At 60.3% G+C, this 25,245-nt stretch carries 22 protein-coding genes; 11 read left to right on the forward strand and 11 right to left on the reverse strand.

Translation table 11 applies throughout. From position 1 onward, the window contains the following. Window positions 1–70: 70 nt before the first annotated feature. A complete protein-coding gene (locus tag FHS83_RS07520) occupies window positions 71–283 on the forward strand; it encodes a hypothetical protein (protein ID WP_167082377.1) in 213 nt (70 codons plus the stop codon). A 1-nt stretch (window position 284) separates the two neighbouring features. Here FHS83_RS07520 and FHS83_RS07525 read toward each other — a convergent pair whose 3' ends face one another. From FHS83_RS07525 to FHS83_RS07535, 3 genes are all read right to left on the reverse strand, one after another. Next, window positions 285–1,259: an NADPH:quinone reductase gene (locus FHS83_RS07525; RefSeq protein ID WP_167085338.1), complete on the reverse strand. Its 975-nt coding sequence runs from the start codon at window positions 1,257–1,259 to the stop codon at window positions 285–287. Window positions 1,260–1,261: 2 nt separating this feature from the next. Further along, window positions 1,262–1,948, reverse strand: a complete 687-nt coding sequence (locus FHS83_RS07530) for a dienelactone hydrolase family protein (RefSeq protein ID WP_167082378.1) — start codon at window positions 1,946–1,948, stop codon at window positions 1,262–1,264. A 125-nt stretch (window positions 1,949–2,073) separates the two neighbouring features. After that, complete coding sequence (locus FHS83_RS07535; protein WP_167082379.1) at window positions 2,074–4,125, reverse strand: thioredoxin domain-containing protein; 2,052 nt, start codon at window positions 4,123–4,125, stop codon at window positions 2,074–2,076. Between the two features lie 168 nt (window positions 4,126–4,293). On the opposite strand from FHS83_RS07535, the gene mnmE reads away from it, so the two are divergent. From mnmE to FHS83_RS07565, 6 genes are all read left to right on the forward strand, one after another. After that, on the forward strand, window positions 4,294–5,610 hold the full coding sequence (gene mnmE / locus FHS83_RS07540) for a tRNA uridine-5-carboxymethylaminomethyl(34) synthesis GTPase MnmE (protein WP_167082380.1): 1,317 nt from the start codon (window positions 4,294–4,296) through the stop codon (window positions 5,608–5,610). Window positions 5,611–5,796: 186 nt separating this feature from the next. Further along, window positions 5,797–7,680, forward strand: a complete 1,884-nt coding sequence (gene mnmG / locus FHS83_RS07545; RefSeq protein WP_167082381.1) for a tRNA uridine-5-carboxymethylaminomethyl(34) synthesis enzyme MnmG — start codon at window positions 5,797–5,799, stop codon at window positions 7,678–7,680. Next, window positions 7,658–8,359 carry a 16S rRNA (guanine(527)-N(7))-methyltransferase RsmG gene (rsmG, locus tag FHS83_RS07550; RefSeq protein WP_167082382.1) on the forward strand — a complete coding sequence of 234 codons (702 nt, stop codon included), beginning with the start codon at window positions 7,658–7,660 and terminating at the stop codon, window positions 8,357–8,359. The genes mnmG and rsmG overlap by 23 nt, the downstream gene beginning before the upstream one ends. Beyond that, complete coding sequence (locus FHS83_RS07555; protein WP_167082383.1) at window positions 8,356–9,171, forward strand: ParA family protein; 816 nt, start codon at window positions 8,356–8,358, stop codon at window positions 9,169–9,171. The genes rsmG and FHS83_RS07555 overlap by 4 nt, the downstream gene beginning before the upstream one ends. Window positions 9,172–9,199: 28 nt before the next feature. Further along, window positions 9,200–10,066 (forward strand): ParB/RepB/Spo0J family partition protein, encoded by an 867-nt coding sequence (locus FHS83_RS07560; RefSeq protein WP_208414289.1) that lies wholly within the window; start codon window positions 9,200–9,202, stop codon window positions 10,064–10,066. A 137-nt stretch (window positions 10,067–10,203) separates the two neighbouring features. Further along, complete coding sequence (locus tag FHS83_RS07565) at window positions 10,204–11,631, forward strand: serine hydrolase domain-containing protein (protein WP_167082385.1); 1,428 nt, start codon at window positions 10,204–10,206, stop codon at window positions 11,629–11,631. Between the two features lie 189 nt (window positions 11,632–11,820). Here FHS83_RS07565 and FHS83_RS07570 read toward each other — a convergent pair whose 3' ends face one another. Beyond that, window positions 11,821–12,600 carry an SDR family oxidoreductase gene (locus FHS83_RS07570; protein WP_167082386.1) on the reverse strand — a complete coding sequence of 260 codons (780 nt, stop codon included), beginning with the start codon at window positions 12,598–12,600 and terminating at the stop codon, window positions 11,821–11,823. 231 nt (window positions 12,601–12,831) lie between these two features. Here FHS83_RS07570 and FHS83_RS07575 point away from each other — a divergent pair, with 231 nt between their 5' ends. Beyond that, window positions 12,832–13,182 (forward strand): hypothetical protein, encoded by a 351-nt coding sequence (locus FHS83_RS07575; protein ID WP_167082387.1) that lies wholly within the window; start codon window positions 12,832–12,834, stop codon window positions 13,180–13,182. Between the two features lie 41 nt (window positions 13,183–13,223). On the opposite strand, the gene FHS83_RS07580 is transcribed toward FHS83_RS07575, so the two are convergent. The 4 genes from FHS83_RS07580 to FHS83_RS07595 all read right to left on the reverse strand — a co-directional run bounded on the left by FHS83_RS07580 (window position 13,224) and on the right by FHS83_RS07595 (window position 18,493). After that, on the reverse strand, window positions 13,224–15,233 hold the full coding sequence (locus tag FHS83_RS07580; protein ID WP_167082388.1) for an SGNH hydrolase domain-containing protein: 2,010 nt from the start codon (window positions 15,231–15,233) through the stop codon (window positions 13,224–13,226). A gap of 62 nt (window positions 15,234–15,295) precedes the next feature. After that, window positions 15,296–16,018, reverse strand: a complete 723-nt coding sequence (gene hisA, locus FHS83_RS07585) for a 1-(5-phosphoribosyl)-5-[(5-phosphoribosylamino)methylideneamino]imidazole-4-carboxamide isomerase (protein ID WP_167082389.1) — start codon at window positions 16,016–16,018, stop codon at window positions 15,296–15,298. Next, window positions 16,015–16,659 (reverse strand): imidazole glycerol phosphate synthase subunit HisH, encoded by a 645-nt coding sequence (gene hisH / locus FHS83_RS07590; RefSeq protein ID WP_167082390.1) that lies wholly within the window; start codon window positions 16,657–16,659, stop codon window positions 16,015–16,017. Before hisH ends, hisA begins: the two co-directional genes overlap by 4 nt. A gap of 55 nt (window positions 16,660–16,714) precedes the next feature. Then, entirely contained in the window at window positions 16,715–18,493 is a 1,779-nt protein-coding gene (locus FHS83_RS07595) for a DUF4153 domain-containing protein (RefSeq protein ID WP_167082391.1), read from the reverse strand. A 127-nt stretch (window positions 18,494–18,620) separates the two neighbouring features. Here FHS83_RS07595 and FHS83_RS07600 point away from each other — a divergent pair, with 127 nt between their 5' ends. Beyond that, window positions 18,621–19,514 carry an EamA family transporter gene (locus tag FHS83_RS07600; RefSeq protein WP_167082392.1) on the forward strand — a complete coding sequence of 298 codons (894 nt, stop codon included), beginning with the start codon at window positions 18,621–18,623 and terminating at the stop codon, window positions 19,512–19,514. 6 nt (window positions 19,515–19,520) lie between these two features. Here the strand turns inward: FHS83_RS07600 and FHS83_RS07605 are convergent, their stop codons facing one another. Continuing rightward, the gene (locus tag FHS83_RS07605) at window positions 19,521–19,949 is read right to left on the reverse strand and encodes a glyoxalase superfamily protein (protein WP_167082393.1); all 429 of its coding nucleotides are present in this window, start codon (window positions 19,947–19,949) and stop codon (window positions 19,521–19,523) included. A 175-nt stretch (window positions 19,950–20,124) separates the two neighbouring features. Next, on the reverse strand, window positions 20,125–21,927 hold the full coding sequence (gene lepA, locus FHS83_RS07610; protein ID WP_167082394.1) for a translation elongation factor 4: 1,803 nt from the start codon (window positions 21,925–21,927) through the stop codon (window positions 20,125–20,127). 156 nt (window positions 21,928–22,083) lie between these two features. On the opposite strand from lepA, the gene FHS83_RS07615 reads away from it, so the two are divergent. Together FHS83_RS07615 and FHS83_RS07620 are read left to right on the forward strand one after the other, a co-directional pair. Further along, window positions 22,084–23,124 carry a hypothetical protein gene (locus FHS83_RS07615; RefSeq protein WP_167082395.1) on the forward strand — a complete coding sequence of 347 codons (1,041 nt, stop codon included), beginning with the start codon at window positions 22,084–22,086 and terminating at the stop codon, window positions 23,122–23,124. Continuing rightward, window positions 23,121–24,083: a hypothetical protein gene (locus tag FHS83_RS07620; protein WP_167082396.1), complete on the forward strand. Its 963-nt coding sequence runs from the start codon at window positions 23,121–23,123 to the stop codon at window positions 24,081–24,083. Before FHS83_RS07615 ends, FHS83_RS07620 begins: the two co-directional genes overlap by 4 nt. Here the strand turns inward: FHS83_RS07620 and FHS83_RS07625 are convergent. Next, window positions 24,080–25,243 carry an MFS transporter gene (locus FHS83_RS07625; protein ID WP_167082397.1) on the reverse strand — a complete coding sequence of 388 codons (1,164 nt, stop codon included), beginning with the start codon at window positions 25,241–25,243 and terminating at the stop codon, window positions 24,080–24,082. The genes FHS83_RS07620 and FHS83_RS07625 overlap by 4 nt on opposite strands. Window positions 25,244–25,245 lie beyond the last annotated feature (2 nt).

Here is a 25,245-nt window from a genome sequence, read left to right on the forward strand (position 1 = left end):
GTTAAACTTTTGTCTACATCCGTAAGGCAGCATGCGCCCCCTCAGAATGAGACCTAGCGGGAGGGGTATTATGGCGATTTGCCGTTTTGGTCCGACGAGCGATGTGTTCATTACCGAAGACGGTTCGACGCTCGAATGTTGCGCCTGCAAGCTGAACAACCGGGCGATCTATTCGACGCCGCTCAGAGCCGAAATGCTGCACCACATGAAAGATCATCTTGGCGCGGGTCACAAAGTGCCGCCCGAAGTGCTGGTGGAACTCGCCCAAACGCCGAAGTGGTAGACTAAGGTATCAGTACCGTCGCGCCGGTGGTTTGGCGCGATTGCAGGGCTTGGTGTGCGGCACGGGCATCCTTTAATTCAAAGCGCTGGTTGACCGCGATTTTCACCGCGCCGGTCGCCAGCACCGCGAAAAGATCATCGGCCATGGCCTGTAGCTCTTGCGGCGTGGACGCGTAGTGAAACAGCGTCGGGCGGGTGAGATAGAGCGAGCCTTTCTGGCTTAAGAGCGTCGGCGAAAAGGGGTCTACCGCGCCGCTGGAATTGCCGAAGCTGACCATCAGCCCGCGCGGCGCCAGACAATCGAGCGAGCCTGCGAAGGTATCCTTGCCGACTGAGTCATAAACGACGGCGAGACCTTTGCCGCCATTGGCTTCCTTCACCTTGGCGACCCAATCATCCTGATTGAGATTCAAGACGAGATCGCAGCCGTTTTCCTGGGCGAGCGCGATTTTGGAATCCGAGCCGACTGTGCCGATCACCCGAGCGCCAAGATGCTTGGCCCATTGGCTGGCGATGAGGCCAACGCCGCCGGCGGCGGAATGAAACAGAATGGTCTCGCCCTTTTTCACCACATAAGTCTGTTTCAGAAGGTACTGCGCGGTGAGGCCTTTCAGCATCGCGGCGGCAGCGGTCTCAAAACCGATTTCATCGGGCAGGTGGATCAGTTTGGTGGCGAGCACATTTTGCGCTTCGGCATAAGAGCCGGGGGAGGCGGTGCAATAGGCCACCCGGTCGCCGATCTGAAAATCGGTCACGCCATTGCCCACCGCTTCCACCGTGCCTGCGCCTTCACCGCCGAGCCCCGAAGGCAGCGGCAGTTTGTAAAGGCCGGAGCGCTGATAGGTCTCGATGAAATTCACCCCGATCGCGGCCAGCCGCACCGTGACTTCACCGGGACCTGGTGGGGCAAGCTCTACCTCTTCGAGGGTGAGAACCTCAGGCCCGCCGGTCTCATGGAAACGGATGGCTTTCATGATGTTCATCCCAAATGCTGTTTGAAAAAGGTGATGGTCCGGCCGTTGGCGAGGATCGCGTTGGCGTCATCGTAATGCGCGCCGCCCGGCCTTGCGAAGGCGTGACCCATCTCGGGATAGCGGTGAATGGTCACGAGCGGATTATCGGCAAAGAAATCAGCGACCAGTTTCTGCTTTTCGGGCGGGTTGAATTCGTCTTTGCCCGCGTCATGCAGCATCAGCGGTTTTTTGAGGTTCGCAGCTTCGCCGAGGAATTTGTCGATATTCATGCCGTAATAGCCAACCGAGGCATTCACATCGGTGCGTACCGCGGTGAGATAGGCGAGGAACCCGCCCAGGCAATAGCCGACCGCGCCGACCTTGCCCGTCACACCGGGAAGCGTTCGCGCATGGGTGATGGTGGCTTGCACATCCTGAATGCCAAGGCTGGTATCGAAGCGCTGCATATAGCCAAAGGCGGCCTGCCATTCTTCCTGAGTCTTATCGGTGAGCTCGATACCGGGTTGAAGCCGCCAGAAAAGATCCGGCACCAGGGCGAAGAACCCTTGGGCGGCGTAGAAATCGGCCAGCTCGCGCATCACTGCGTTCACGCCGAAAATTTCCTGCAAGAGCACAATGGCCGGGCCCTTGCCGCTTGGCGGGGTGGCGAGATAGGCGGAGAAAGTTCCGTCGGCAGTGGTGATATCGATCATCTGGCTGGCCCCGTGCTGTTTGGTCGCAAGGGAGCCTAGCGGGGTTCACGCCGCGCGGTAACCCCAAAAGCAAAGCGCCCGGCGTGATGACCGGGCGCTTCTTTATGCATCTGGATAAACGACGCTTACTGGCGGCCACCCTGAGGCGGGCGCGGCGGCAGTTGCAGCACCTGGCTCAGCGTGACCGGATTGGCGATCGGCGCGGAGCAGTTCTGATGCTGGCAGATGTAGGCGGTCGGCTGGCCGTTCTCCATCGTCTTGCCGAAAGCGGGGTGGCCTTCGGGCAGGGCGTCGGAGGGATCGACCACCATCAAGAAGCGGTTCGGCAAGCTGCGGCCGAGGACTGCCGAGACGAGTTCGCGGGTCTTCTGGCTGTCGCGCGGGCCGACGATCACAATCTGCAAGCCCGTGACCAAGGTCTCGAGGCTATTGAGATAGGTGCCCATGGCCAGGATCGAACGGCCGACTTCGCCCGCAAAGGCGCCGACGATATTGCCGGCCTGATCGCGATAGGTGACATCGCCCGTTGCCAGGAAGAGCTTGGTCAAGACGGCGATCATCACGCCGTTGGCCGAATGCGAAGCCTGGTCGAAGACGTTGCGCACGCGATGGATCAGCGGCTCATCATCCACTGCCGTCTGGCAATAGCCGCCCTGGGTGTTATCCCAGAAGAAGGTGTTGAGCACCGCCGTCCAGCGCTTGGCGACGTCGAGATATTTCGCGTCGGAGGTGGCTTCATAAAGCGCCAAGGCCGCGCGCGCCATTTCGGCATAGTCTTCGGCAAAGCCTGTGTGGCCCTTTTTGCCCGCCGCCCAGGAATGGGTGAGGCGATCGCCATCGGCCATTTCAGTGGAGACAAACGCGAAGGCCTTTTGCGCGGCGGCAACCCAGGCCGGCTGGCCATAGGAGCTGCCAGCAAATGCCAGCGCGGCGATCATCTGGCCGTTGGCATCGGCGAGAATCTTCTCATCGCGCAGCGGCGCCTTGCGGGTGTTGAGACGCGCGGTGAGGAGAAGATCACGCTGGCGCTTCAACAAGGCTTCATCGGCATCCTGCAAGGGATAGGGCAGGCCGTTGTTGCGGGCGATGATGTTCTTGCCGTTGAAGGGGCCTTCGCTGCGGACCGAATAAACGTCCTTGAAGCGCTGGGCGAAGGTGCCGGCCAGGGTCGCGTCCACTTCCGGCGCGGTCCAGAGATAATAGGCGCCTTCTTCGCCATCGACATCGGCGTCAAGGCTGGTGGCGAATGCGTCGCCGACCATCATCTCGCGCAGCACCCAGGCCACCGTCTCTTCGACGCGGATGCGATAGAGCGGCACGCGGTTATGCACGCCGACCTGCGCCAGAAGCTCGATCATCAGCGCGTTGTCGTAGAGCATCTTTTCGAAATGCGGCACCGTCCAGCGCTCATCGACGGCATAGCGGTGGAAGCCGCCACCGACGTGATCATAAAGCGCCGAGAGGCACATCGTATCGAGCGTGGTCTGCACCAGCATCGGGAACTGGGATGCGCCGGTGCGCAGATAGGCGCGCCACAAGGTTTCGATCAGCGGCGCATTCGGGAATTTCGGGGCGCCGGTGACACCGCCATAGAAAATGTCGAAGCGCTGGGCGACGTGCACCGAGAGCACATCGATCAGGCGCGGGTCGAAGGGACCACGCAGATCACGCGACCAGATAGCGCCGACGGCTTGCGAGATGTTGGTCGCGTCATTGGTGACGACTTCGGGCTGGTCGCGATATTTGGTGGCGACGTCTTCCAGGACGCGCTTGAAGGGAACCTGGCCGAAACGTTCTTCTTTCGGGAAATAGCCGCCGACAAAGAAGGGCTCGCCTTTGGGGTTCAAGAAAATGGTCAGCGGCCAGCCGCCCTGATAGCCCATGGTCTGGGCCGCGGCCTGATAGATCTGATCGAGGTCCGGGCGCTCTTCGCGGTCGACCTTCACGTTGATGTAGTTCTCATTCATCAGCGCCGCGGTTTCGCCATCCACGAAGCTTTCCTGGTTCATCACATGGCACCAGTGGCAGGCGGTGTAGCCGATGGAGAGCAGGATCGGCTTGCCGGTGGCTTCCGCTTCCTGGAATGCTTCTTGGCCCCAAGGATACCAGTGAACCGGGTTGTCCTTGTGGAGCAGCAGGTAGGGGCTCGTTTCCTCGGCGAGGCGATTGGTGCTCATCTTTTTCTTCCGATATAGCGCGTGGGCGCGCATTGTTGGCGGGACTGATTTGCCCCAACCTTTACGCGGGGAGGGGGACGCTCACAAGCCAGATTGCGGCCCTTTGATGGTTGGTTGACGCCGTGGTTACTTCCCGCAGGGCTGTGATCGGCGTCGGAAGAGAGTTTGATGCGGCGGGATGACACTATATATGCGCTGGCAAGCGGGGCCGGGCGCGCCGGTGTGGCGGTGGTGCGGATTTCAGGCCCGGACACCCGCATCGCGCTGAGCAGTGTCACCGGCCAGCGGCCTCCCGCCCCTCGGCGTGCGGCGCTGCGCAACATCCAAGCCTTGGACGGCATGGTGATCGACCGCGGGTTGGTGCTGTGGTTTCCTGCTCCTTTCAGCTTTACCGGCGAGGATGTGGCGGAGCTGCATTGCCATGGCGGCCGCGCCATTATCGAGGCGGTGCTGGCGGCCTTATCGGGAATTCCGGGTGTGCGGCTTGCGGAACCGGGCGAGTTTTCCCGCCGCGCCGTGTTGAACGGCAAGTTCGACCTCACTCAGGCCGAAGCCATCGCCGATCTTGTTGACGCCGAAACCCCGGCACAGCGAAGCCAAGCGCTGCGGCAATATGACGGCACGCTCAGCACATTATATGACGGCTGGCGCAGTGAACTTTCCAAGGCATTGGCCTGGGCGGAAGCCGCGATTGATTTCTCCGATGAGGAATTGCCGGAAGAAGTGGTGGCCGAAGCTCGCCGCATGGCCGAAAGCATTCTAGGCGAAATCACAGAACATCTTTCCGATGCGCGGGGCGAGCTGGTGCGCGATGGGCTGTTCGTCGCCATCGTCGGTCCGCCCAATGCGGGCAAATCCTCGCTGATCAATGCGCTGGCTGGGCGGGACGTCGCCATCGTCTCCGAAAAAGCGGGTACCACGCGCGACATTATAGAAGTGCGGCTGAACCTCGGCGGCTATGCCGTGGTGGTGGCTGATACCGCTGGATTGCGCGCCGCCGCCGATGACATCGAAGCAGAAGGGGTGCGCCGCGCGCTGGCGCGGGCCGAAACCGCCGATGTGGTGGTGCTGCTGCGCGACGGCACTGACCCCGATAACGTTTTGGATTTGCCGGATAATTTGGACAGTAAAACTGTCGTAACCGTCTGGAATAAGGCCGACCGGGAATGGCCTAAGCCATTGGAAGGATTGAAACTTTCCCTAAAAAGCGGGGCCGGGCTGGAAGATGTGGTAACGGCGCTTTCCGAGGCTGTCCGCGCCCGGCTGGAATCTGCCGAGGAAGCGCCCGTCCTCACCCGGGCCCGCCATCGCGAAGCTTTGACCCAAGCCGCTGCCGCTTTAGAGCGCGCGGGCCTTGCGCCGGAGTTGGAACTCTACGCCGAAGACCTTCGCCTTGCTGTCCGCGCCATCGGCCGGATCACAGGCCGCGTGGACGTGGAAGACCTGCTGGACGTGATCTTCCGCGATTTCTGTATTGGGAAGTAGCTCTCCGTCATGGCCGGGGCGGAGCCCTGGCCATGACGAAAGAGGGTTTGTTTCACGTGAAACAGCGCACGCGAGAAATGGGGCCCACCCGGGACCAACCCCGGTTTTGTTTCACGTGAAACACGCCTGCGGCTTTGCGAGAGATTCCAACTTGTACACAGGCCGAGAACCCCCTAAGCACCGCCCATGAAATCTTACGACGTCATTGTGATCGGGGGCGGGCATGCGGGCTGTGAAGCTGCGGCAGCTTCCGCGCGCGCGGGCGCCAAAACCCTGCTGCTCACCCATAAGAAAGCTACCCTTGGCGAGATGTCCTGCAACCCGGCCATTGGCGGGGTAGGTAAGGGGCATCTGGTGCGCGAGATCGATGCCGCTGACGGGTTGATGGGACGCGTCATCGACAAGGCGGGTATCCAATTCCGCATCCTGAACCGCCGTAAGGGCCCCGCCGTGCGCGGACCCCGCGCACAGGCCGACCGCAAGCTCTATCGTGCCGCCATGCAAGCGGCTTTGGCCGAGACGGCGAACCTCGACATCCATGAAGACGGCGCCGAAGACCTGATTTTTCGCGATGGCCGGGTTTCTGGGGTGGTAACCGGGCAGGGCCTGAGCTTCGGGGCAGGTGCGGTGGTTCTCACCACCGGGACATTCCTCAAAGGGCTCATCCATTGCGGGGAAAAGACCTTCCCGGCTGGCCGCGCGGTCGCCGGACGGCAAGGATTCGAAGGGGAGGCGGCTGAACCGCCCTCTATTGGGCTTTCCGATACCCTGCATCGGCTTGGCTTCGCCATGGGACGGCTCAAGACCGGTACCCCGGCACGCCTCAACGGCAAAACCATCGATTGGGCTTCGCTGGACACCCAATTGGGGGATGATCCGCCGGAACCCTTCTCCTTTATGAGTCGCGCGATCACCGTTCCGCAGATCGCTTGCGCCATTACCCGCACCACCGAGGCCACCCACGCCATCATCCGGGCCAATCTTGATCGCGCGCCGATGTATTCTGGCCAGATCGAGAGCCGGGGGCCGCGTTATTGCCCCTCTATCGAAGATAAGGTGGTGCGCTTCGGTCATCGCGACAGCCACCAGATCTTCTTGGAGCCGGAAGGCCTCGATGACGACACCGTTTATCCGAACGGTATCTCGACCTCCCTGCCGGAAGACGTGCAGCAGGCGATGATCCGCAGCATTCCGGGGCTCGAGAAGGTCGAAATCCTGCGGCCTGGCTATGCCATCGAGTATGACTATGTCGATCCGCGCGAGCTTTTGCCGTCTCTCGAGACCAAAAGGATGCCCGGTCTCTACTTCGCGGGCCAGATCAACGGCACGACCGGCTATGAAGAGGCCGCAGCCCAAGGTCTGATGGCTGGTTTGAACGCTGCAAGGCAGGTTTCGGGGTCTGATCCTGTCATTCTGGACCGCGCCTCGGCCTATATCGGGGTTCTGATCGACGATCTCGTCACCAAGGGCGTCTCTGAGCCCTATCGCATGTTCACCTCGCGGGCCGAATATCGCCTCACGCTCCGGGCCGATAATGCCGACCAGCGCCTGACCCCGACCTTCGAGGCCGCGGGATGTGCAGGCTCACAACGGTCAGAAGCCTTCGCAGCCAAGATGGAGTCTCTGAAAGAGGCGCGGGAGGTCATGTCCGGCCTCTCCATGACGCCCAATCAAGCCCAGAAGCATGGTATCTCCGTCCGTCTCGATGGCACACGCCGCACGGCGAGCGAGCTGTTGAGCCTGCCGGGGGTCGAATTCGGCACTCTGACGGCCATTTGGCCTGAACTTTCCCGCTTTGAAGGCCAGATCGTCGAGCAATTGGAAGTCGATGCCCAATATGCGGGGTATCTGGACCGCCAAGAGGCCGATATTCAGGCCTTCCGGCGTGACGAAGCCCTGATCCTGCCGCCGGAACTCGATTATGGGGCGGTGAATGGCCTCTCTACCGAAGTTCGGCAGAAACTCTCCACCATCCGCCCGGCTACCATCGGCCAAGCGGCTCGTATTGACGGGATCACTCCCGCCGCGCTCACCCTGGTCCTAGCCCATGTCAGATCCCGCGCTGCCTGAAGCAGCCGCACCCAATTTCGGCCCCGAAGCCTTCCTGGCCGAGACCGGTGTTTCACGTGAAACACTCGAGCTGCTCTCTGCCTATGTGGAGATGCTGAAAGAGTGGAATGCGCTCCATAATCTGGTGGCGGAAAGCACCATGGGGGAGGTCTGGCATCGCCATATCCTGGATAGCGCGCAGTTGGAGCCGCTCATCCCGGCCGAGGCTTGGACCCTGGTAGACCTCGGCAGCGGGGCAGGGTTCCCGGGGTTGGTACTGGCGATCATGCGGCGCGACCGGCTGATGGTCACCCTCTATGAAGCCACCAAGAAGAAGGCGGACTTCCTCGCCGCGGTGGCCGAGAAGCTCAAATTGCCGGTCACCGTCAAGAACTGCCGTATCGAGGCCGAGCCACAACAATATTTTGATGTGGTAACGGCCCGCGCCTTCGCCCCCATGGATGCGCTGCTGGGCTATGCGCACCGATTTGTTGGCCCCACGACGATTTGCCTTCTCCTCAAAGGCGGCAAGCTGGAAGAAGAATTGACGGCGGCGGAAAGGCACTGGAAGATGTCCCTCGAAAGGCATCCCTCCAAAACCCATCCGCTTGGAATTGTGCTGGAATTGCACGACCTTAAGCCCGCCCGCCCAGCTCCTGCCAAAGCTAGAACAGCTACCCGAAAGCGCCGTAAGCCATGACCGAACCGAACAAGCCTCGCGTGCTGGTGATCGCCAATCAGAAGGGTGGTGTGGGCAAGACCACCACGGCCATCAATCTGGGCACGGCGCTGGCGGCGGTGGGCGAGCCGACCCTGATCATCGACATCGATCCGCAAGGCAATGCCTCCACCGGTCTCGGCATCGGCCGCAACGAGCGCGATCTCTCTATATATGATGTGCTGATGGGGCAGGCGAGCGTGGCCGAGGCCATCCAGCCGACCCGCATCCCGAAGCTCTCCATCCTGCCGGCGACAGTCGATCTTTCCGGTGCCGAGCTTGAACTGATCGGGGCGGAGGGGCGCAATTACCGGCTCAAGGACGCGTTGGACGAATACTCCGCACACGGACAATCTCAATTCAAATATGCGCTGATCGATTGCCCGCCGTCTTTGACGCTGCTCACCGTCAACGCCATGGCGGCGGCGGATGCGGTGATCGTGCCGCTGCAATGCGAGTTCTTTGCGCTGGAAGGTCTTTCGCAGCTCCTCAACACCATCGAGCTGGTGCGCAACGGGCTTAATCCCGTGCTGGAAATCCAGGGCATCGTGCTGACCATGTTCGATAAGCGCAACAAGCTTTCCGATCAGGTCGCCGCCGATGTGCGCGAGCATATGGGCGATAAGGTCTATGACACGGTGATCCCGCGCAATGTGCGCATCTCCGAAGCGCCGAGCCATGGTCTGCCCGCGCTGGTCTATGACCTCAAATGCCCGGGCAGTCAGGCTTACATCAAACTCGCGGGCGAAATGATTCAGCGCGAAAGAAGCCGCGCCGCCGAAGCAGCGGAATAAGAACATCAACATGACGACGGAGGCGAAAGTGGCAGATGAACGCCCGCGCGGTTTAGGACGGGGATTGTCGGCGCTGATCGGCGGCGACGAGGGTGGTTCACGCACACCGGCGGGGAACCGTTCCCCGCGCACTGTGCCGACCGCGTTCTTGCGCCCCAACAAATTTCAGCCGCGCAAAACCTTTGTCGAAGAGGATCTTTCCGATCTCATCGCCTCGGTGAAAGACAAAGGCATTTTGCAGCCGATCCTGGTGCGCCCCATCGCGGGCGATGCCAATGCCTATGAGATCGTGGCGGGCGAACGGCGCTGGCGCGCGGCCCAGGCGGCTAAGCTTCATGAAGTGCCGGTGACGGTGAAGGAGCTGAATGACGGCCAGGCCCTCGAATACGCCATCATCGAAAATGTGCAGCGTTCCGACCTCAACGCGATTGAAGAGGGTATCGCCTATCAAGAGTTGATGGACCGCTTCTCCTACACCCAGGAGCAGCTCGCGGGTGCGGTCGGCAAATCCCGCCCCCATGTGGCCAACACCTTGCGGCTTTTGAAGCTGCCGGAATCGGTGCGGATTTTGGTGCGCGACGGCAAGCTTACCGCCGGACATGCCCGCGCGCTGATCGGCGATCCTGATGCGGAAGCCAAGGCGCTGGCGATCGTCGAAGGGGGCTTAAATGTGCGCCAGGCCGAACAGGCCGCAGTGAAGAAAAAGCCCAAAAAGCCCCACAGCCTGCCTGTGGAAGATCCCAACATCAAAGAGCTGGAACAGACCCTGGCCAGTGCCACCGGCCTGAAAGTCCAGATCACCGACGACCCCGATAAGGGCGGTGAAGTGCGGATTTTCTACAAGACCCTGGAGCAGCTCGACGACCTCGTCCTGCGTCTGAAACAGAAGTGGTAACAGCCTATCCACAGGCGGGCGAGGGGTGTGAGTTTTCCCTCTCCCCTTGAGGGAGAGGGATTGCGGCGCTTGACCCCTGCACCCGCCGTTGCGGAATATCGCGCTTTGGCCGCTAGGGGCCGGTGAAGGGGATTTTGATGCATTTGGTTTTTCGGGCGGCCGGATTTTCGGCGCTGCTGCTGTCCTCCGCGCTGACGCCTATTTTTGCGCAAGCCGCACCGGCGGCTGAGACCAATCAATCCGCTTCCAAACTCGACCCGGCCAAGATCACCGATCTGGTAGAGAAGGAAGTCACACGCCTCGGCGTGCCCTCGGCTTCGGTCGCAGTGGTGGTGGATGGCAAAATCCTCACCGCGATCACTGCGGGCAAATCGGCGCTCGGCCCGGATCGCGCTGCCAGCCCCACGGCGCGCTATGCCATCGGCTCCAACAGTAAGCAATTTCTCGCCGCCGCGCTGCTGCTTTTGCAGGAAGACGGCAAGCTTAGCCTGGACGACAAGGCGAGCAAATATTTCTCCGATCTCGGCCCGGCGGGCGAGGTGACCATCCGCCAGATGCTGTCGCATACCGCAGGCCTGACCGATTTCTGGCCGCAGGATTATGTCTTCGCCCAGATGCAGCACGACACTACGCCGCAAAAGATCATCGATGGCTGGGCCAAGCATAAGCTCGATTTCGCCCCCGGTTCGCGCTGGCAGTATTCCAATACCGGCTATGTGCTGGCGGGGATGATCCTGGAAAAGGTCAGCGGCCAATCGGTGTTTGATTTTCTGCAAAGCCGTATCTTCAAGCCGTTGGGCATGACCAGTGTGGTGAATTTCGATCAGGGCGGGCTCGGCACAACCGATGCGGTGGGCTACACGCGTTATGGCCTTGGCGCCTGGCATCCCGCAGCTCCCGAAGGCAAGGGCTGGATGTTCGCGGCGGGCGAGCTTGCCATGACGGCGGAAGATCTGGCGCGCTGGGATATCTCCATCATTAATCAAAGTCTTCTCAAGCCCGCCTCCTATCGCGAATTCGAAAAGGAAGTGGTGCTGACGAATGGCCTGGGGTCGCGCTATGGCCTCGGCCTTGCGGTGGCGCTGTCCAATGAGCGCCGCGTGCTGTCGCATGGCGGCGAGGTTTCGGGCTTTATCAGCCAGGCTACGATCTATCCCGATCAGCGCGTGGCCATCGTGGTTCTCACCAATGCCGATTCCAATTCCGCCGCCGATGTCATCACCGACAAGCTGAAGGATCTTGTCTTGAATGGCGTCAGCCCGGCGGACGAGGTGAGCGCGAAAGTGGCGCGGGCGATTTTCGATGGCTTGCGCGAGGGCAAACTCGACCGCACGCTCTTCAGCTCCAATGCCAATGCCTATTTCAGCGATGCGGTTATCACGGAGATTTCCTCCAGCACGTCACCGCTGGGCAAGGTGAAAACCTTCAAGCTCAGCCGCAGCGGCACGCGCGGCGGCATGGATTTCCGCGTCTATGAAGTGGAGCTGGAGAAAGCCAAATTCCAGCTCATCACCCGCGCACTACCCGACGGCACACTTGAACAGTTCATGCTGTTTCCGAAATAGGGGGTAACGCCCATCTCGCAGAGGCAGGTTAAAGTTGTCATGGCCCGCAGCTGCGGGCCATCCAGGTCTCGCGGCACCGTTGGTTCCGAAGATGCTTGAGCTTCTGCTTCTAGCATGAGCAACACCACCTGGGTCGCCCGCAGTCGCGGGCGATGACAGGTAGGGTTCAAGGGACGGGCTTTGGTCTCTCTACCCCTGCGTTGCTGCCGAACCGGCGAGGAGGCCGCCGTCGATGTTGAATTCGCTGCCGGTGATATAAGTGGCGTCATCGCTCGCCAGCAGCAGCGCCAGGGCGGCGACTTCTTCCGGTGTGCCGAAGCGCTTCAAGGGTGTGTCGGCGGTGAGGGCGCGCATTTTGTCTTCGCGCTCCGGCCCCGTGCCGAGCATCGGCTCCCAGATCGGCGTCAAAATCGCGGCGGGGTGGATGGAGTTGCAGCGGATTTTCCAACCATGCTGCGCGCAATAGAGGGCCACCGTTTTGCTATGATTGCGGATCGCTGCCTTGGAGGAGGCGTAAGCGGCGGCAAGCGGAATGCCCACCAGCCCCGAGCGCGAGGAGATGTTGATGATCGAGCCGGTGCCACGCGCCTTCATCGCGCCAATCGCATAACGGCAGCCCAGAAAGGTTCCGTCGAGATTGGTGCGATGCACCGCGCGCCAGTTTTCCAAACTTGCATGTTCGGGGTCGTGCGCGACGAGGCCGTCTTCAAAGCCGGTGATCCCGGCATTGTTCACCAGCACATCGGCTTGCGGCACGGTGTTGGCGAGACGCGCCCAGTCGTCTTCTGACCGCACGTCCAGCTTTTGAAATGCGCAGCCGATCTCGGCGGCGGTCTTTTCGCCCAGGGTGGCGTTGATATCGGTGAGGAGGACGCGGGCGCCTTCGGCATGAAACCGCGCGGCGATGGCGCGGCCAATCCCGCGCGCTGCGCCAGTGATGACGCAAATCTTATCTTTCAATGCTGGCATGATGATCTCGATATGAAGGGGAGGGGACGCGGGATGTTTGCCGCGTGCGACGGGCGTTAGTGGACCTGATCCATGTCGCGTACTCCTTGTGGCACTAGACTATGCGCCGCGCCTCGCTTCGGCAATCAAGCGCTTTGGATGTGCCGGAGGCCCAACGTCGCGGCGAGGTCGAAACAGTGTTTTCAGCTTTGGCCGCTACACTCCGCGCATGGGAAATCGGCGGGGATGTCGATGCAGGGCTTACGCCAAGTCATAAAACTTCTCCAAGCCATTGTGCCGGTGCTCTATTGCGGCGGCTTGCTCTATTATTTTCTTAGGCTTGGCGGGTCTTGGAAAGAAGCCACGGAAATGGGGCTTGGCCCCACCTTATGGGGGCTCGCGATTGTCGGCGGGCTGTTCTGTTTCCCGTTATTGCTGAAATTGGTTTGGCTTTTCGCGGGCTTACGTCCGCGCGGCGCGCCCGTCTCCGAAGATGCGTTTGATGCCGATGCGGTGATCGCGCGCCATTTAGCGCAGCGCGCGTCCGAGCCACCGCCGCAGCATCCGGCGCCCCGGCCCAGCTTCGGCAAAAGGCACAGATAAAGCGTTACAGAGCTCCTTATCCCCGTGGATCAACCAAACTATCAGCTTGCGAAACAGTGGCTCTCCACAAGCGCACGCCCAATCAAGGCGGACCCGTCAAAACTCAGATGGTGATCATCGCGATACAGCAGTTCGCCGTTCTTACGCATGGGATAGGAACCATTCTGTCGCAGATAGGGCGTTTGGCGGAAAACACAGATGTCTGCGCGCTCACCCAGTAAGCCATCCCAGAACGTCAGATATCCACGATTGCCAGATTCGACGGTTTCGCGTTTGACTGAGCAACGCATTCCGCTGGTGAGGCATAAGCGGGGCGATCTGCCGATATTGGGTCCGTCATAGCTGACAATGACCTTTTTGCCATGGGCTTCGAGGAAGGCGATATCAGCCTTCGCAATGGCCGACACCCGTCGGAACTTCTCTTCGATAGGTAAGGGCGTCCTGCGAGCATCGAAATACATATTTTGAATGTCCCAGTGCGCGAAACTGAGGATCACCGTTTTGATGCGCGGGTCTGTGGCCACATTCGCGTAGATGTGTTCGTTAATAACGTCACAATCTTTGTTCCAGGTAAAATCCCCATAAAGATGCCGGAAGGGTTCGCAGGTGCCTGCCCCGTAATTGGCAACACCTATTCCTTTGGAGGCAAGAGCATCACGTAATCCCGGATATAAAGAATTGGCCATGCTATCTCCCAGGACAGCCACAACCTCTTTTGAACCCGGTTTGGCAAGGTGGCAGAAGATAGTGTCAGACTTGGCTTCTTTGCTTAGGCCTAAGGCACTATAGCAGTTTGGCTCAGACTCCACCCATTTGAGCTGGGCAAGGTCTTTCATATTACCACGAAGAATGAAATGGCTATCGTTGGCAATTACCAGGCCAGCGGCTGCAAGGCTGAACGTCGCAAGACACAAAGCGGGTACTATCCAGCGAGATTTGCCGAAACGCAGCGGCCGCTCGATGAATTTGTATACAAGCCACGAAATCAATACCGACATCAGGACAGCAAAAATTCGCTGATTGATTGATGGCGAATTATTGGTGATACGCAAAAAAGCCAAAAGAGGCCAATGCCAAAGATAAATCGGATAGCTGAGTAAGCCGATAAACACCGTTACTGGATTGGCTAACACCACCCTGTTAAACCACGCCTTTGTCCCCGCAACGATGATGCAGGCACCCCCAAACGTAGGCAGGAGCGCCCACCATCCCGGAAACTTGCTTTCGCCGTTCAGAAAGAGGGCGGCGGCCATAATGAGCGTAATGCCCGCGAGTGACAGAACGTTGGAGAAGGCGGGATTTTCGATAGTGCGATGCACCCGAGCTCCCAGAGCGCTACCTGCGCCATTAAGAAAACCGCGATGCAGAATCGTGAAGTAGGCGATCGCCGCGCCTATCACCAATTCAAAGAAGCGCGTGTAAGGCAGGTAGAAATCGGCGGTGACGTTATGGTGAACCATGTAGATATTCGCAGCAAATGAGAGTGCGAAGCCGCCGATCAGGATGTATTTGAACGGAATGTTATACCGATAAACCAAGCATAACGTGATCGGCCAAATAAAATAGAACTGCTCCTCAATCCCCAAGGACCACATATGCAGGAGTGGATTGAACTGTGAGTCCGAGTTGAAATAGCCGGTATTATTCAGGAGGACGATATTGGCTACGAACCCAGCGCTGCCCGCGATGTATTTGCAGAGGTTCTGAAATTCGTCGGTCAACATAATGGCGGCGCCCAACGCATAACAGGCAACCAGCATCGCGATCAGAGACGGAAAGATACGCTTGATACGGCGAGCGTAGAATCGGGCGAAGGAGAAATCTTTATCTTCGATTTCGCTGAAGATAATGCTCGAGATCAGAAAGCCGGAGATGACGAAGAAGACATCAACCCCAACAAAACCGCCCGTCAGCTTGTTATTGAACGCATGATAAATGACTACAAGACCGACAGCCAGCGCGCGCAACCCATCTACATCGGGACGATACTTTTGGTGCCCAGCCGAGAGATGACTCGCCCCCGAACCCATGCCCACTCCAATACGCACCACTATACCCTCTTTGACTATGCAGATCACATGTTGGTGTATTTCGCCGTAGGCGGTAGTGAAGCCTACTGCTTGCCTGCGATCTTCAGCGCTTCGGCGGGATCGATGCGGCCGTCATAGAGTGCGCGTCCGACCACCACGCCTTCGATATTGGGCTCGGCGACCAGGGCTTTGATGTCCTCGATACCGCCGACGCCACCCGAAGCGATCACCGGAATGGTGAGGGCGGCGGCGAGGGCTGCGGTCGCCCCGACATTGACGCCTTTAAGCAGCCCGTCGCGATCGACATCGGTGAAGAGCACGGCGGCGACGCCCGCATCCTCGAAACGCTTACCCAATTCGATGGGGGTGACTTCGCTGGTTTCGGCCCAGCCTTCGGTGGCGATCTTGCCGCCCTTGGCATCGGCGCCAACCACGATCTTGCCGGGAAAGGCGCGCGCCGCCTCTTTCACCAGCGTGGGATTGGTCAGCGCGATGGTGCCGAGGATAACCCGCGTAATCCCGGCCTCAAGCCAAGCCTCGATCCCCTTCAGGTCGCGAATGCCGCCGCCAAGCTGGATGGGCAGGGTAATCGCGGCGCGGATGGCTTTGACCGCTTCCGCATTGACCGAGCGGCCATCGAAAGCGCCGTTGAGATCGACGCAATGCAGCCAAGAGAAGCCCGCATTTTGGAACTCGAGCGCCTGGGCGGCGGGATCGTCGTTGAACACAGTGGCCGACGCCATCTCGCCGCGCTTCAGGCGCACGCAATGGCCGTCTTTCAGGTCGATGGCGGGAAAGATGATCACGGGGTCCACGTAAGAAAGTTGCCGAGCAGGGTCAGGCCGGTGGCCTGGCTCTTTTCGGGGTGGAATTGGGTGCCGATGATGTTCTCGCGGCCCACCACGGCGGCAACCGTGCCGCCATATTCGGTGGTGGCGAGAAGGTGGCTCTTATCGGCAGCGCGGAACATGAAGGAATGGACGAAATAGGCGTGTACGCCATTTTCGAGCCCTTCCAAAACCGGGTGGGGTTTTAAGAGGCGAAGCTCGTTCCAACCCATATGGGGGATTTTGAGGTCAGGGTCGGCGGGCACCATGCGGATGACTTCGCCGGAAATCCAGTTAAGGCCCTTATGGTCGCCGAATTCGCGCCCGACGCTCGCCATCAGCTGCATGCCGACGCAAATGCCCAAGAAGGGAACTTTTTTGACCAGAACCGCCTCGCGCAAGGCTTCCACCATGCCGGGAAGCGCGGTGAGCCCTCCCATGCAATCGGCAAAGGCGCCGACGCCCGGCAGCACGATCCGGCCGGCCTTGGCGGCGACGGCGGGGTCTGACGTGACTGCGATTTGCGCGGAAATCCCGCGTTCTTCCGCCGCCCGCGCCAGGGCCTTTTCCGCCGAGCGCAGATTTCCAGAGCCATAATCGATCAGGGCGACGAGCGACATGAGAAGGTCCTTTGCCGCCCCCTGTTAGCCCAAATCGGGGGAGGGGCCAACAGCCCTATTTGCACTCCCCGGCAGGCGTCGGCTGCATCGCAACCCTGCGCCCCGCGACGACCAAATCGGGCTGAATGGGTGTGGCCGTCTCGAATTTGCCGGTCAAAAGATCCGAATATTCTCTGCCGCAGAGCTTGCCGTCGAACCGGCTGATAGCGGTCCACACGCCATCGGTCTCACGGAAAAGGACGATCTGCTTGTAATCGCCTGGTGCATCATCGCCATAGACCAGCACGACCTCGGTCTGAGGCGCGTTTCTGAGAATAGCGGTGCAATGCCAGCCTTCAAAGATGCCGCTGGCGAGACAGGGCATGGTGCTGGGATCGCGTTTCCAATCCTGCTTTAAGAAACTATCGGGCAATTTGGCGCCTGCTGGGTAAACCCTAATCCGCGCGGCGAGATCGACCGGTTCCGGCTTTTGCTCCGGCAACGTCCTATAACCAGCTTCGCTAGCCAGCGCGGTTTTCGCATTCGCAGCGAGTGTGGCGTTGGGCGATTTTGAAAGCTTCTCTAAAGTCTCTTTGCCAAAGCGTCCGCCTTCATGGCGCAGATACCAAACATCAAATTTCTCCGGTGCAACCTTGCCGCTTTCAAGCCGCGCGAGCTGGCTTGCAACGCCGATGCGCATGGGATCGGCCAGTGGCGAGAACAGCGCGGCGATGATGACGAGCACCAAGAATGAGGTTGCGACGTTCCAGATCTCGATTCGTTTCAGCCAGGCTTTCGGCGCCAGGGCCGCAATGGCGTAGCCAACAGCATAGGACGCAGCCACAACAATCACCGCCACCGCACTTATGCGATCTGCCGTCCAACCATATTGCGCGATACGAAGATAGGTGGCGTAGGCGGCGAGCGTCACGATGGGCAGCAACAAGACGCCGCCTAGGGAACTTGCGAGTCGCAGGATTTTCACCGGGCGGCGTTCTTCATCACCATCTTGATAGGCTGCATTGATCAGCACCGCCAAGCTTGCGGCGGCGGTGAGGAGAAGATTGGTCGCCATGCGGGTCTTCCACAAGGGCGCAAGGCCGGTGAAGACAAGGCTGAACAAAAATCCTGCCGCGATCACCACGATCAATAAAAGCAGCCAGGAGAAAAGCGCCAGCACCAGCGAACGCGCGCCGCGCACCAGATTGGCGCGCACGTCCGTGACATGCAGCGCGGCAGCTATCGCAAGCGTTGTCGCCGGAATGGCGAACCAGCGATGCTCAATCAGCTTTTCCAGGAAATCGAGATCGATCAGTTTGAACAGCGCCGCGCCGAGCCAGAGCAAGGCCCAGAAGACGCCGACAAAAACACCCGCGAGGGCAAATTGCAGGCCTTGCTTCCAGGCGGTATCGAAATAGCTCGGATAGGCAGCGATGAATTTCTTTTCCGCATCGCCTGCGATCACCAAGGCTTGGGCGATGAACAAAAATACGCCTGAGAAAAAGAAGGTGCCGAAGGCGGGAAGGTTCCGCGGCAAGGTTTCCGATTGGCTATGGATGAAGACCCGTTCCGTCGGCCAGCCATGCCAAATATCGTAAACAGCAAAACCGGCAATCACTGCCGCCGCAGCAGCAATCCAAATCGCCAGCGTGGCATTGCGCAAATTACCAAGGCCTTGGGAGACGGCGAGGGGAATAAACAGCGCCAGTATCACCAGCGGGGCGAAAATGAACCCGTTTGCCGCCACGGCACTGTGCGCCTCATAGGCCTCATAGAGAAAATAAAGCGTAACACCCTGGATCGCGCCCGCGATCAGACGGCCCGCGAATTGTCCTTGCGGCCCAATATTTTGCATGGACGCGCCCTCCCTTTGCCCCAGCCCATTCTATACCGGCGTGTGACACTTGTCTCTTCGCGCGCATAAAGCGCTTGCCCCGGCAGCGGCGGCGGGTTTTATCCGCTGGCCTTCCAACGGATGTTTTGTGTTGCGTCTTTCCCCCGCCCGCCAGGGTATTGGCCTTGGCCTGCTCGCCGCGATCATTTGGGGCGGGTTCTATACCGTCTCCCGCCACGCCATCGGCTCGGGGCTGGGCGCGGGCGATATCGCCTTCATCCGCTATGTCACCACCGCGGTGCTGTTGTTGCCTTTCGCGGCGAAACGGTTTGGCGCGCTCAAAGCGCTGGGCTGGAAAAAAGGTGTGACGCTCGCAGCCCTCGGCGGGCCGCTTTTCGTGATTGTCAGCGCCTTTGGCTATCACTTCGCGCCGTTAAGCCATGCCGCTGTAGTGCAGCTTGGCACCATCACCGCGCTCTGCGCTTTGGCCGGTCATTTATGGCTTGGCGAGAAGATGGGCGGGCAGGGCGTGATCGGGCTTTTGATTTTGCTCTTGGGCTTGTCCGCGGTGGCAGGGCCGGGATTTTTTGAAGGCCAGCAAGGCGCGATCATTGGCGACGGGTTTTTTGTCTTTGCCGGATTGATGTGGGCGGTCTTCACCGTGCTCTTGCGCTGGTGGAAGGTGGAAGCCCTCACCGCCACGCTCGCGGTGACGTTTTATTCCGCGCTGCTGTTCTGCCCGCTCTATATGATTTTTGGGGAGCCGAGAGCGCTACTTTCCGCACCGCCCTCCATCGTGTTCGAACAAGCCTTGGTGCAAGGCGTGCTCACGGGCATCGTGGCGCTCTTTGCCTATTCGCGCGCGGTGCTGTTGCTGGGCGCGGCGCGTGCCGCCGTCTTCACCGCCTTCGCACCGATGGCTTCGGTGCTGCTCGGCATCGTGCTTGTGCATGAGACACCTACGCTTGGCCAATGGCTGGGGCTGCTGGTCGCCAGCATCGGCATGGGCGCGATCTTGGCGCCCGCGCGACGCCTGCGTTAGGGCGGGTTACTCCGCCTTCTGCCAATCACCATCTACTGAACGCCAGCGCTGGCCGTTCTCATCCAGCCATTCGCCGATGGGCTGACCGGCTTTGCGGTCCGAGCCTAAGCGCAGCACATTGCCGTCGAGGTCCTCCACCTGCATCTCGCAGGACCAAGGATAATTGGTGGGGGGATTGCGGATCTTGGCGCCGGAGGCCTGATATTCTTCATAGACCGCATCGACATCTTCCACCCCAGCCCAAACCCAGGCGCGGCCCGCGCCCTGATCGCCTTGGCTGAGGAATATGCAGCAGCGCCCGCGCCCGACATTGGCGAATACGGGGCTTTGCCAACGGACCTGAAAGCCCAGCTTTTCGGTGTAATAAGCGATGGCGGCAGAAAGTTCGGCGACCCGCAAAACCGGGCTGACGCTTTCAAAGGCGGTGTTGCTCATGGCGCGCTCCCTCAGATTTGTAAGGAGCATAGCGGATTAGCGGCGCAGCGCCACGGGGAACACAGAGGTTCCAGATCGTTATGGCCGGGCTCGACCCGGCCATTCATTCCACCCCGAAAACGAGATGGCCGGCTCAAGGCCGGCCATGACGCAAGAATTGAAGTTGGGACAGGACCTAATCCTGATCCATCTTCAGCGCGGCGATGAAGGCTTCTTGCGGGATGTCGACCTTGCCGAACTGGCGCATCTTCTTCTTGCCCTCTTTCTGCTTGTCGAGGAGCTTGCGCTTACGACTGATATCGCCGCCATAGCATTTCGCCGTCACGTCTTTGCGCATGGCCGAAATGGTTTCGCGGGCGATGACCTTGCCGCCGATAGCCGCCTGAATCGGAATCTTGAAGAGGTGGCGCGGGATCAGGTCTTTCAGCTTCTCGCACATGCCGCGGCCGCGCGATTCCGCGCGCTGGCGGTTCACGATCATGGAGAGCGCATCCACCGGCTCGTCATTGACCAGGATGCTCATCTTCACAAGATCGCCCTCGTGATAGCCTTCGAGGTGATAATCGAAGCTGGCATAGCCGCGCGAAATGGATTTCAGGCGGTCATAGAAATCGAACACCACTTCGTTCAGCGGCAAGCGATAGATCACCATGGCGCGGTTGCCGGCATAGGTGAGTTCGATCTGCTCGCCGCGGCGGTCCTGGCACAGCTTCAAGACGGAGCCGAGATATTCGTCGGGCACCATCACGGTGGCGCGGATCCAGGGCTCCTCGATCTTGTCGATCTTGGTCACTTCCGGCATGTCGGCGGGATTGTGCAGCTCCATCACTTCGCCATCGGTGAGATGGATGCGATAGATCACGCTCGGCGCCGTCGCGATCATTTCGAGATTGAATTCGCGCTCCAGCCGTTCCTGGATAATTTCCAGGTGGAGCAGGCCTAAGAAGCCGCAGCGGAAACCGAAGCCCAGCGCCGCCGATGTTTCCATTTCATAGGTGAAGCTGGCGTCGTTCAAATGCAGCTTGGACAGCGCGCCGCGCAAATCTTCGAACTGCGCTGCATCCACCGGGAAGAGGCCGCAGAACACCACCTGCTGCGCGGGCTTAAAGCCGGGCAGGGCTTCGCTGGCGGGTCTCTTTTCATCGGTGATGGTGTCACCGACCTGGGTGTCGGCCACTTCCTTGATGGCAGCGGTGATGAATCCGACTTCGCCAGGGCCGAGCACATCGACCGAAACCTGTTTCGGGGTGAAGACGCCGACGCGTTCCACCGTGTAATAGGCATCGGCGGCCATCATCTGAATCTTCTGGCCCTTCTTCAGCTCGCCATCGACGATGCGCACCAGCACCACAACACCGAGATAGGCGTCATACCAGCTATCGATCAGCAGCGCTTTCAGCGGTGCTTTGGGATCGCCTTTGGGGGCGGGCAGGCGCGTGACGACGGCTTCCAGCACCGCATCGATGTTGATTCCGGTCTTGGCGGAAATCGGAATGGCGTCCGACGCATCGATGCCGATCACATCTTCGATCTGCTGCTTGACGCGATCCGGCTCGGCGGCGGGCAAATCGACTTTATTCAACACGGGCACGATCTCGAGCCCGGCATCGATCGCTTGATAGACATTGGCCAGCGTCTGGGCTTCCACGCCTTGGCTCGCGTCGACCACCAGAAGCGCGCCTTCGCAGGCAGCGAGGCAGCGGCTGACTTCATAGGCGAAGTCGACATGGCCGGGCGTGTCCATCAGGTTCAGGATATAGGTCTCGCCATCCTGGGCCTTATATTCGAGGCGCACGGTCTGGGCCTTGATGGTGATGCCGCGCTCGCGCTCGATCTCCATATTGTCGAGCACCTGCTCCTTCATCTCACGATTGGAGAGCCCGCCGGTGAACTGGATCAGCCGGTCGGCCAGGGTCGACTTGCCGTGGTCGATATGGGCCACGATCGAGAAATTGCGGATGCGGTTTAAGTCGGTCATTTTGTTCCGAAAAGGCCTTATAAGAACGCGCATATAGCGGTCCAGGCGCCCGCCCGTCCAGTTGTGTGGCGCCCGAACTTGCATCTGGGTGCTGAGCTCTGTCGGGAATGCCCCGAAAAGGCTAGGCTCCGCCGCAAAAAGGGGAGGGTTTCTGCCATGTTACGCGCCGTTTGGGGTGGGGTATTCGCCTTTGGGTTGCTGGCCGCCAGCGTCCTGACCACGAGCGCCTTTGCCGCGCCGGACACCGCGCCATTCCAAGGCAATTGGGTCAACGATGCCAGCCGGACGGTGCTGAACGCCCTTGGCGCCTCGGATAACGAGGATGTCGCCCGCATTGTGGTCACCCAAGAGGGTAAATCTCGCCTGCGTGTCCATCTTTATGGCCGCTGCGGGTCCAATTGCGATTGGGGCTCGGCCTTGGGCCATCCTTATACCGATGCGGCCTCCTCTGATATGGTCCGGGCGATCCGGGCAGATTTTCAAACACCAAGCGGAATCAAGCACTTGACCTTGCGCCCCGGATCGCGTTCGAGCCTTCGCTTCGAGCTGGTCACCGATTTCACCGACCGCTCCGGGCGGCATGACTACGAGACCAGCGGGTCCTTGCGCCTCGATAACGCCCCGCCGCCGCCCGAAAAGCCGATGCCGGCGCCGGTGGTCTTCGCCGCGCGTCCCAGCAATGCTCCCCAGGCCGCCGTGGCGCTTACCCCCACACCCCACCATGTCGCCGAACTGCCGCCCGCCCGCGATGAGGATGAGGAGTGCACCAAAGTCTATCCCCCGGACGTGATCGCCACCCCCACGCCGCGCGGCACCGTGGTGAAGGACTTCCTCCACACCCTGATCAATTTTGAGTCAGACAAGCTTGCCGCCGCCAAAACGGTGCAGGTGATCCGCCAATACCGCTTTGACGAGCAGTGCTTCATTGGGCGCGGCAAATCCAAATTCACCTATTGGCGGGTGGCGGGGCAGTTTCCCAAGACAGCGATGGCCGGATCGGACTGCGTCGAAATTCAGCCTGACGCGATCACCGCCCAAGGAGGCAAAGTCGTTGCCGCAAATCGCGTGATCGCGGATTTTGAAGGCGATACCGCCTCGGCCTCACGGGCCGTCCAGCTTTTGCGCAGTAACAAGGTGAACCGGCAGTGTTTTGCGGCCCGTCCCAACGAGAAGATGGTCTACTGGCTGGCGCGATGATGTTTCGTTCCGCTTTTCTGGCACTCGCTCTTACGGCGGGCGCGGCCGAGGCTGCGACTGAGGATTTTCTCGGCCATTGGCAGAACCCGGACCCGAAGGGGAGCGGGCTGACGCATTTGGCCGTCACGCCGAATGGCGGCAATGGGGTCGATCTGCGCGCCTATGGCGATTGCCGCGCCATCGAATGCGATTGGGGCATTGTGCAAGGCAAGGTCTATACCGCCTCGCCGAAATCAACCGATGTGCAGGTGGTAGAGGCGACCTTTCATTTCGGCTTTGCCCATCGCCACATCACCTTGCGCAAGGATGCGAGCGGCAAGCTGCGCTTCGATATGCTGATCGAGCTCGCCGATAATTCCGCCCGCCATGATTACGCGGTCTCGGGCGTCTTGAAGAAAACCTCCTGGGTTGGGCCGGTGACGCAGGTCTGGCAGAACCAGCCGGGGCTGCAGACGGGCTGGGGTGGTGGCGCACGCAGTGTTACCCCGCCTTCGCCCGATGAAAGCTGCACCATGATCGATACTACGGGCGCGCGGGCGGTAGCAGAAAACGGCTATTGGTTTGTCAAAGCCAAGGGCAAGGTCATTGTCGATGTCGGCAAGGATGAGAAGACCGCTATGCTCGCCGAAGCGGCCTTGCGCCATTACAAATTCGACCGGCGCTGCACCTCTGGCGGGCCGTTCAAGAGTTATTGGAAAAGCGCGTCGGGTTTCGCCACCGATAAGATGGCGGGCGCGATCTGCCTGAAATTCCAGCCGACCACGGCCCATCTCATCCGCTCCAGCAATAGCTGGAAGATCGTCGATGGCGCCGACACGCTGGTCGATCTCGGCGTGAATAAGAAAAAAGCTGATGCCATGCTGGGACTGATCCGCGCCAACCGGCTGAACGCGGAATGCTTTATCCGTTACCCCGATCCGGTGATGAGTTTCTGGCTGTCGACGCCGGCGGTGCCTTAAGCCTTCGCAGTAATCGCTTTGCTGAGCGGGATCAGCGCGAGAAGCTGCGCGGCGGTGGCGAGGACGACCAAGCTCAGAAGCGAGACATCGTAAAGCGCGCCGAGCAACGCGCTACCGAGGAACCAGGCGACGCCGAACAGCGCAGTGAAAATGCCATAAGCACGGGCGCGGGCATGCAGCGGCACCAGCGTTGCGACCGCGGCGGCCATCACCGATTCATGTACGCCAAGGGCCGCGCCCCAGATCAGGGTGGCGAGTGCCGCGCCCCAAAAGCCACCGAAGAACGCGAGCGGCGCCACGAACAGCCCGAGCGCCACGCCGCCATAAACGACTTTCAGCCCGGCTTTGTCGAACCAGCGCCCGAAGAGGAGCGAGGCGGCGCCGTCGGTCAGCATCGCGGCGGAATAGAAAAGCGCGATCATCTCACCACTAACGATCCCCGCCTTGCCGAAATGAAACGACATCAGGGTGAAATCGGCAAAGCCAAAGGCAATCAGCGCCGAAGCGATGGCATAGAACCAGAAGGCTTTGGGCAGGGTGGCGGTAGCATCGGCGTCGAGGGGGCGTTCGATTTTGCCTAAAGAGCCGAAACGTAAGCGTACCGCGAAGACGAGCAGCAATGTGGTGAGCGAGGGCAGGGCCAGCCAGGCAAAGGCGGTGCGGTATTCGCCGTGATGCGACAGCACCAGAAATGCGATCAAGGGCCCCGCGAAAGCGCCGAGCTGATCGAGCGCTTCATGCAGGCCGAAGGCCCAGCCATGTCCGATGGTTTCGCCGGCGCGCGAAAGCATGGCATCGCGCGGCGGATTGCGGATCGCTTTGCCGGCGCGCTCCAGGATGATGAGACCCGCCGCCACATACCAATTTCCCGCCAGCGCCATAGCGGGCACGGCCGCCATCTGCACGACATAGCCCGCGAGAGTGATCGGCCAATAAAGCCTCGTAGAATCCGCCATGCGGCCCGAGAAGAGCCGCACCATGTACCCGGCAAGTTCGCCGACACCTGCGATGACCCCGACCGCGAGGCCGGTGGCGCCAAGGCTCGCCAGGAACGGCCCGGAAATGCCGCGCATGCCCTCATACGACATGTCCGCGAACAAGCTGACGATGCCGAAGGCCAGAACAAAGCTAAGCGCTTGGCGCGAGGTGTAAGCCGTCATGG

It is taken from the genome of Rhizomicrobium palustre (genome assembly GCF_011761565.1).
In the GTDB taxonomy this organism is placed as follows: domain Bacteria; phylum Pseudomonadota; class Alphaproteobacteria; order Micropepsales; family Micropepsaceae; genus Rhizomicrobium; species Rhizomicrobium palustre.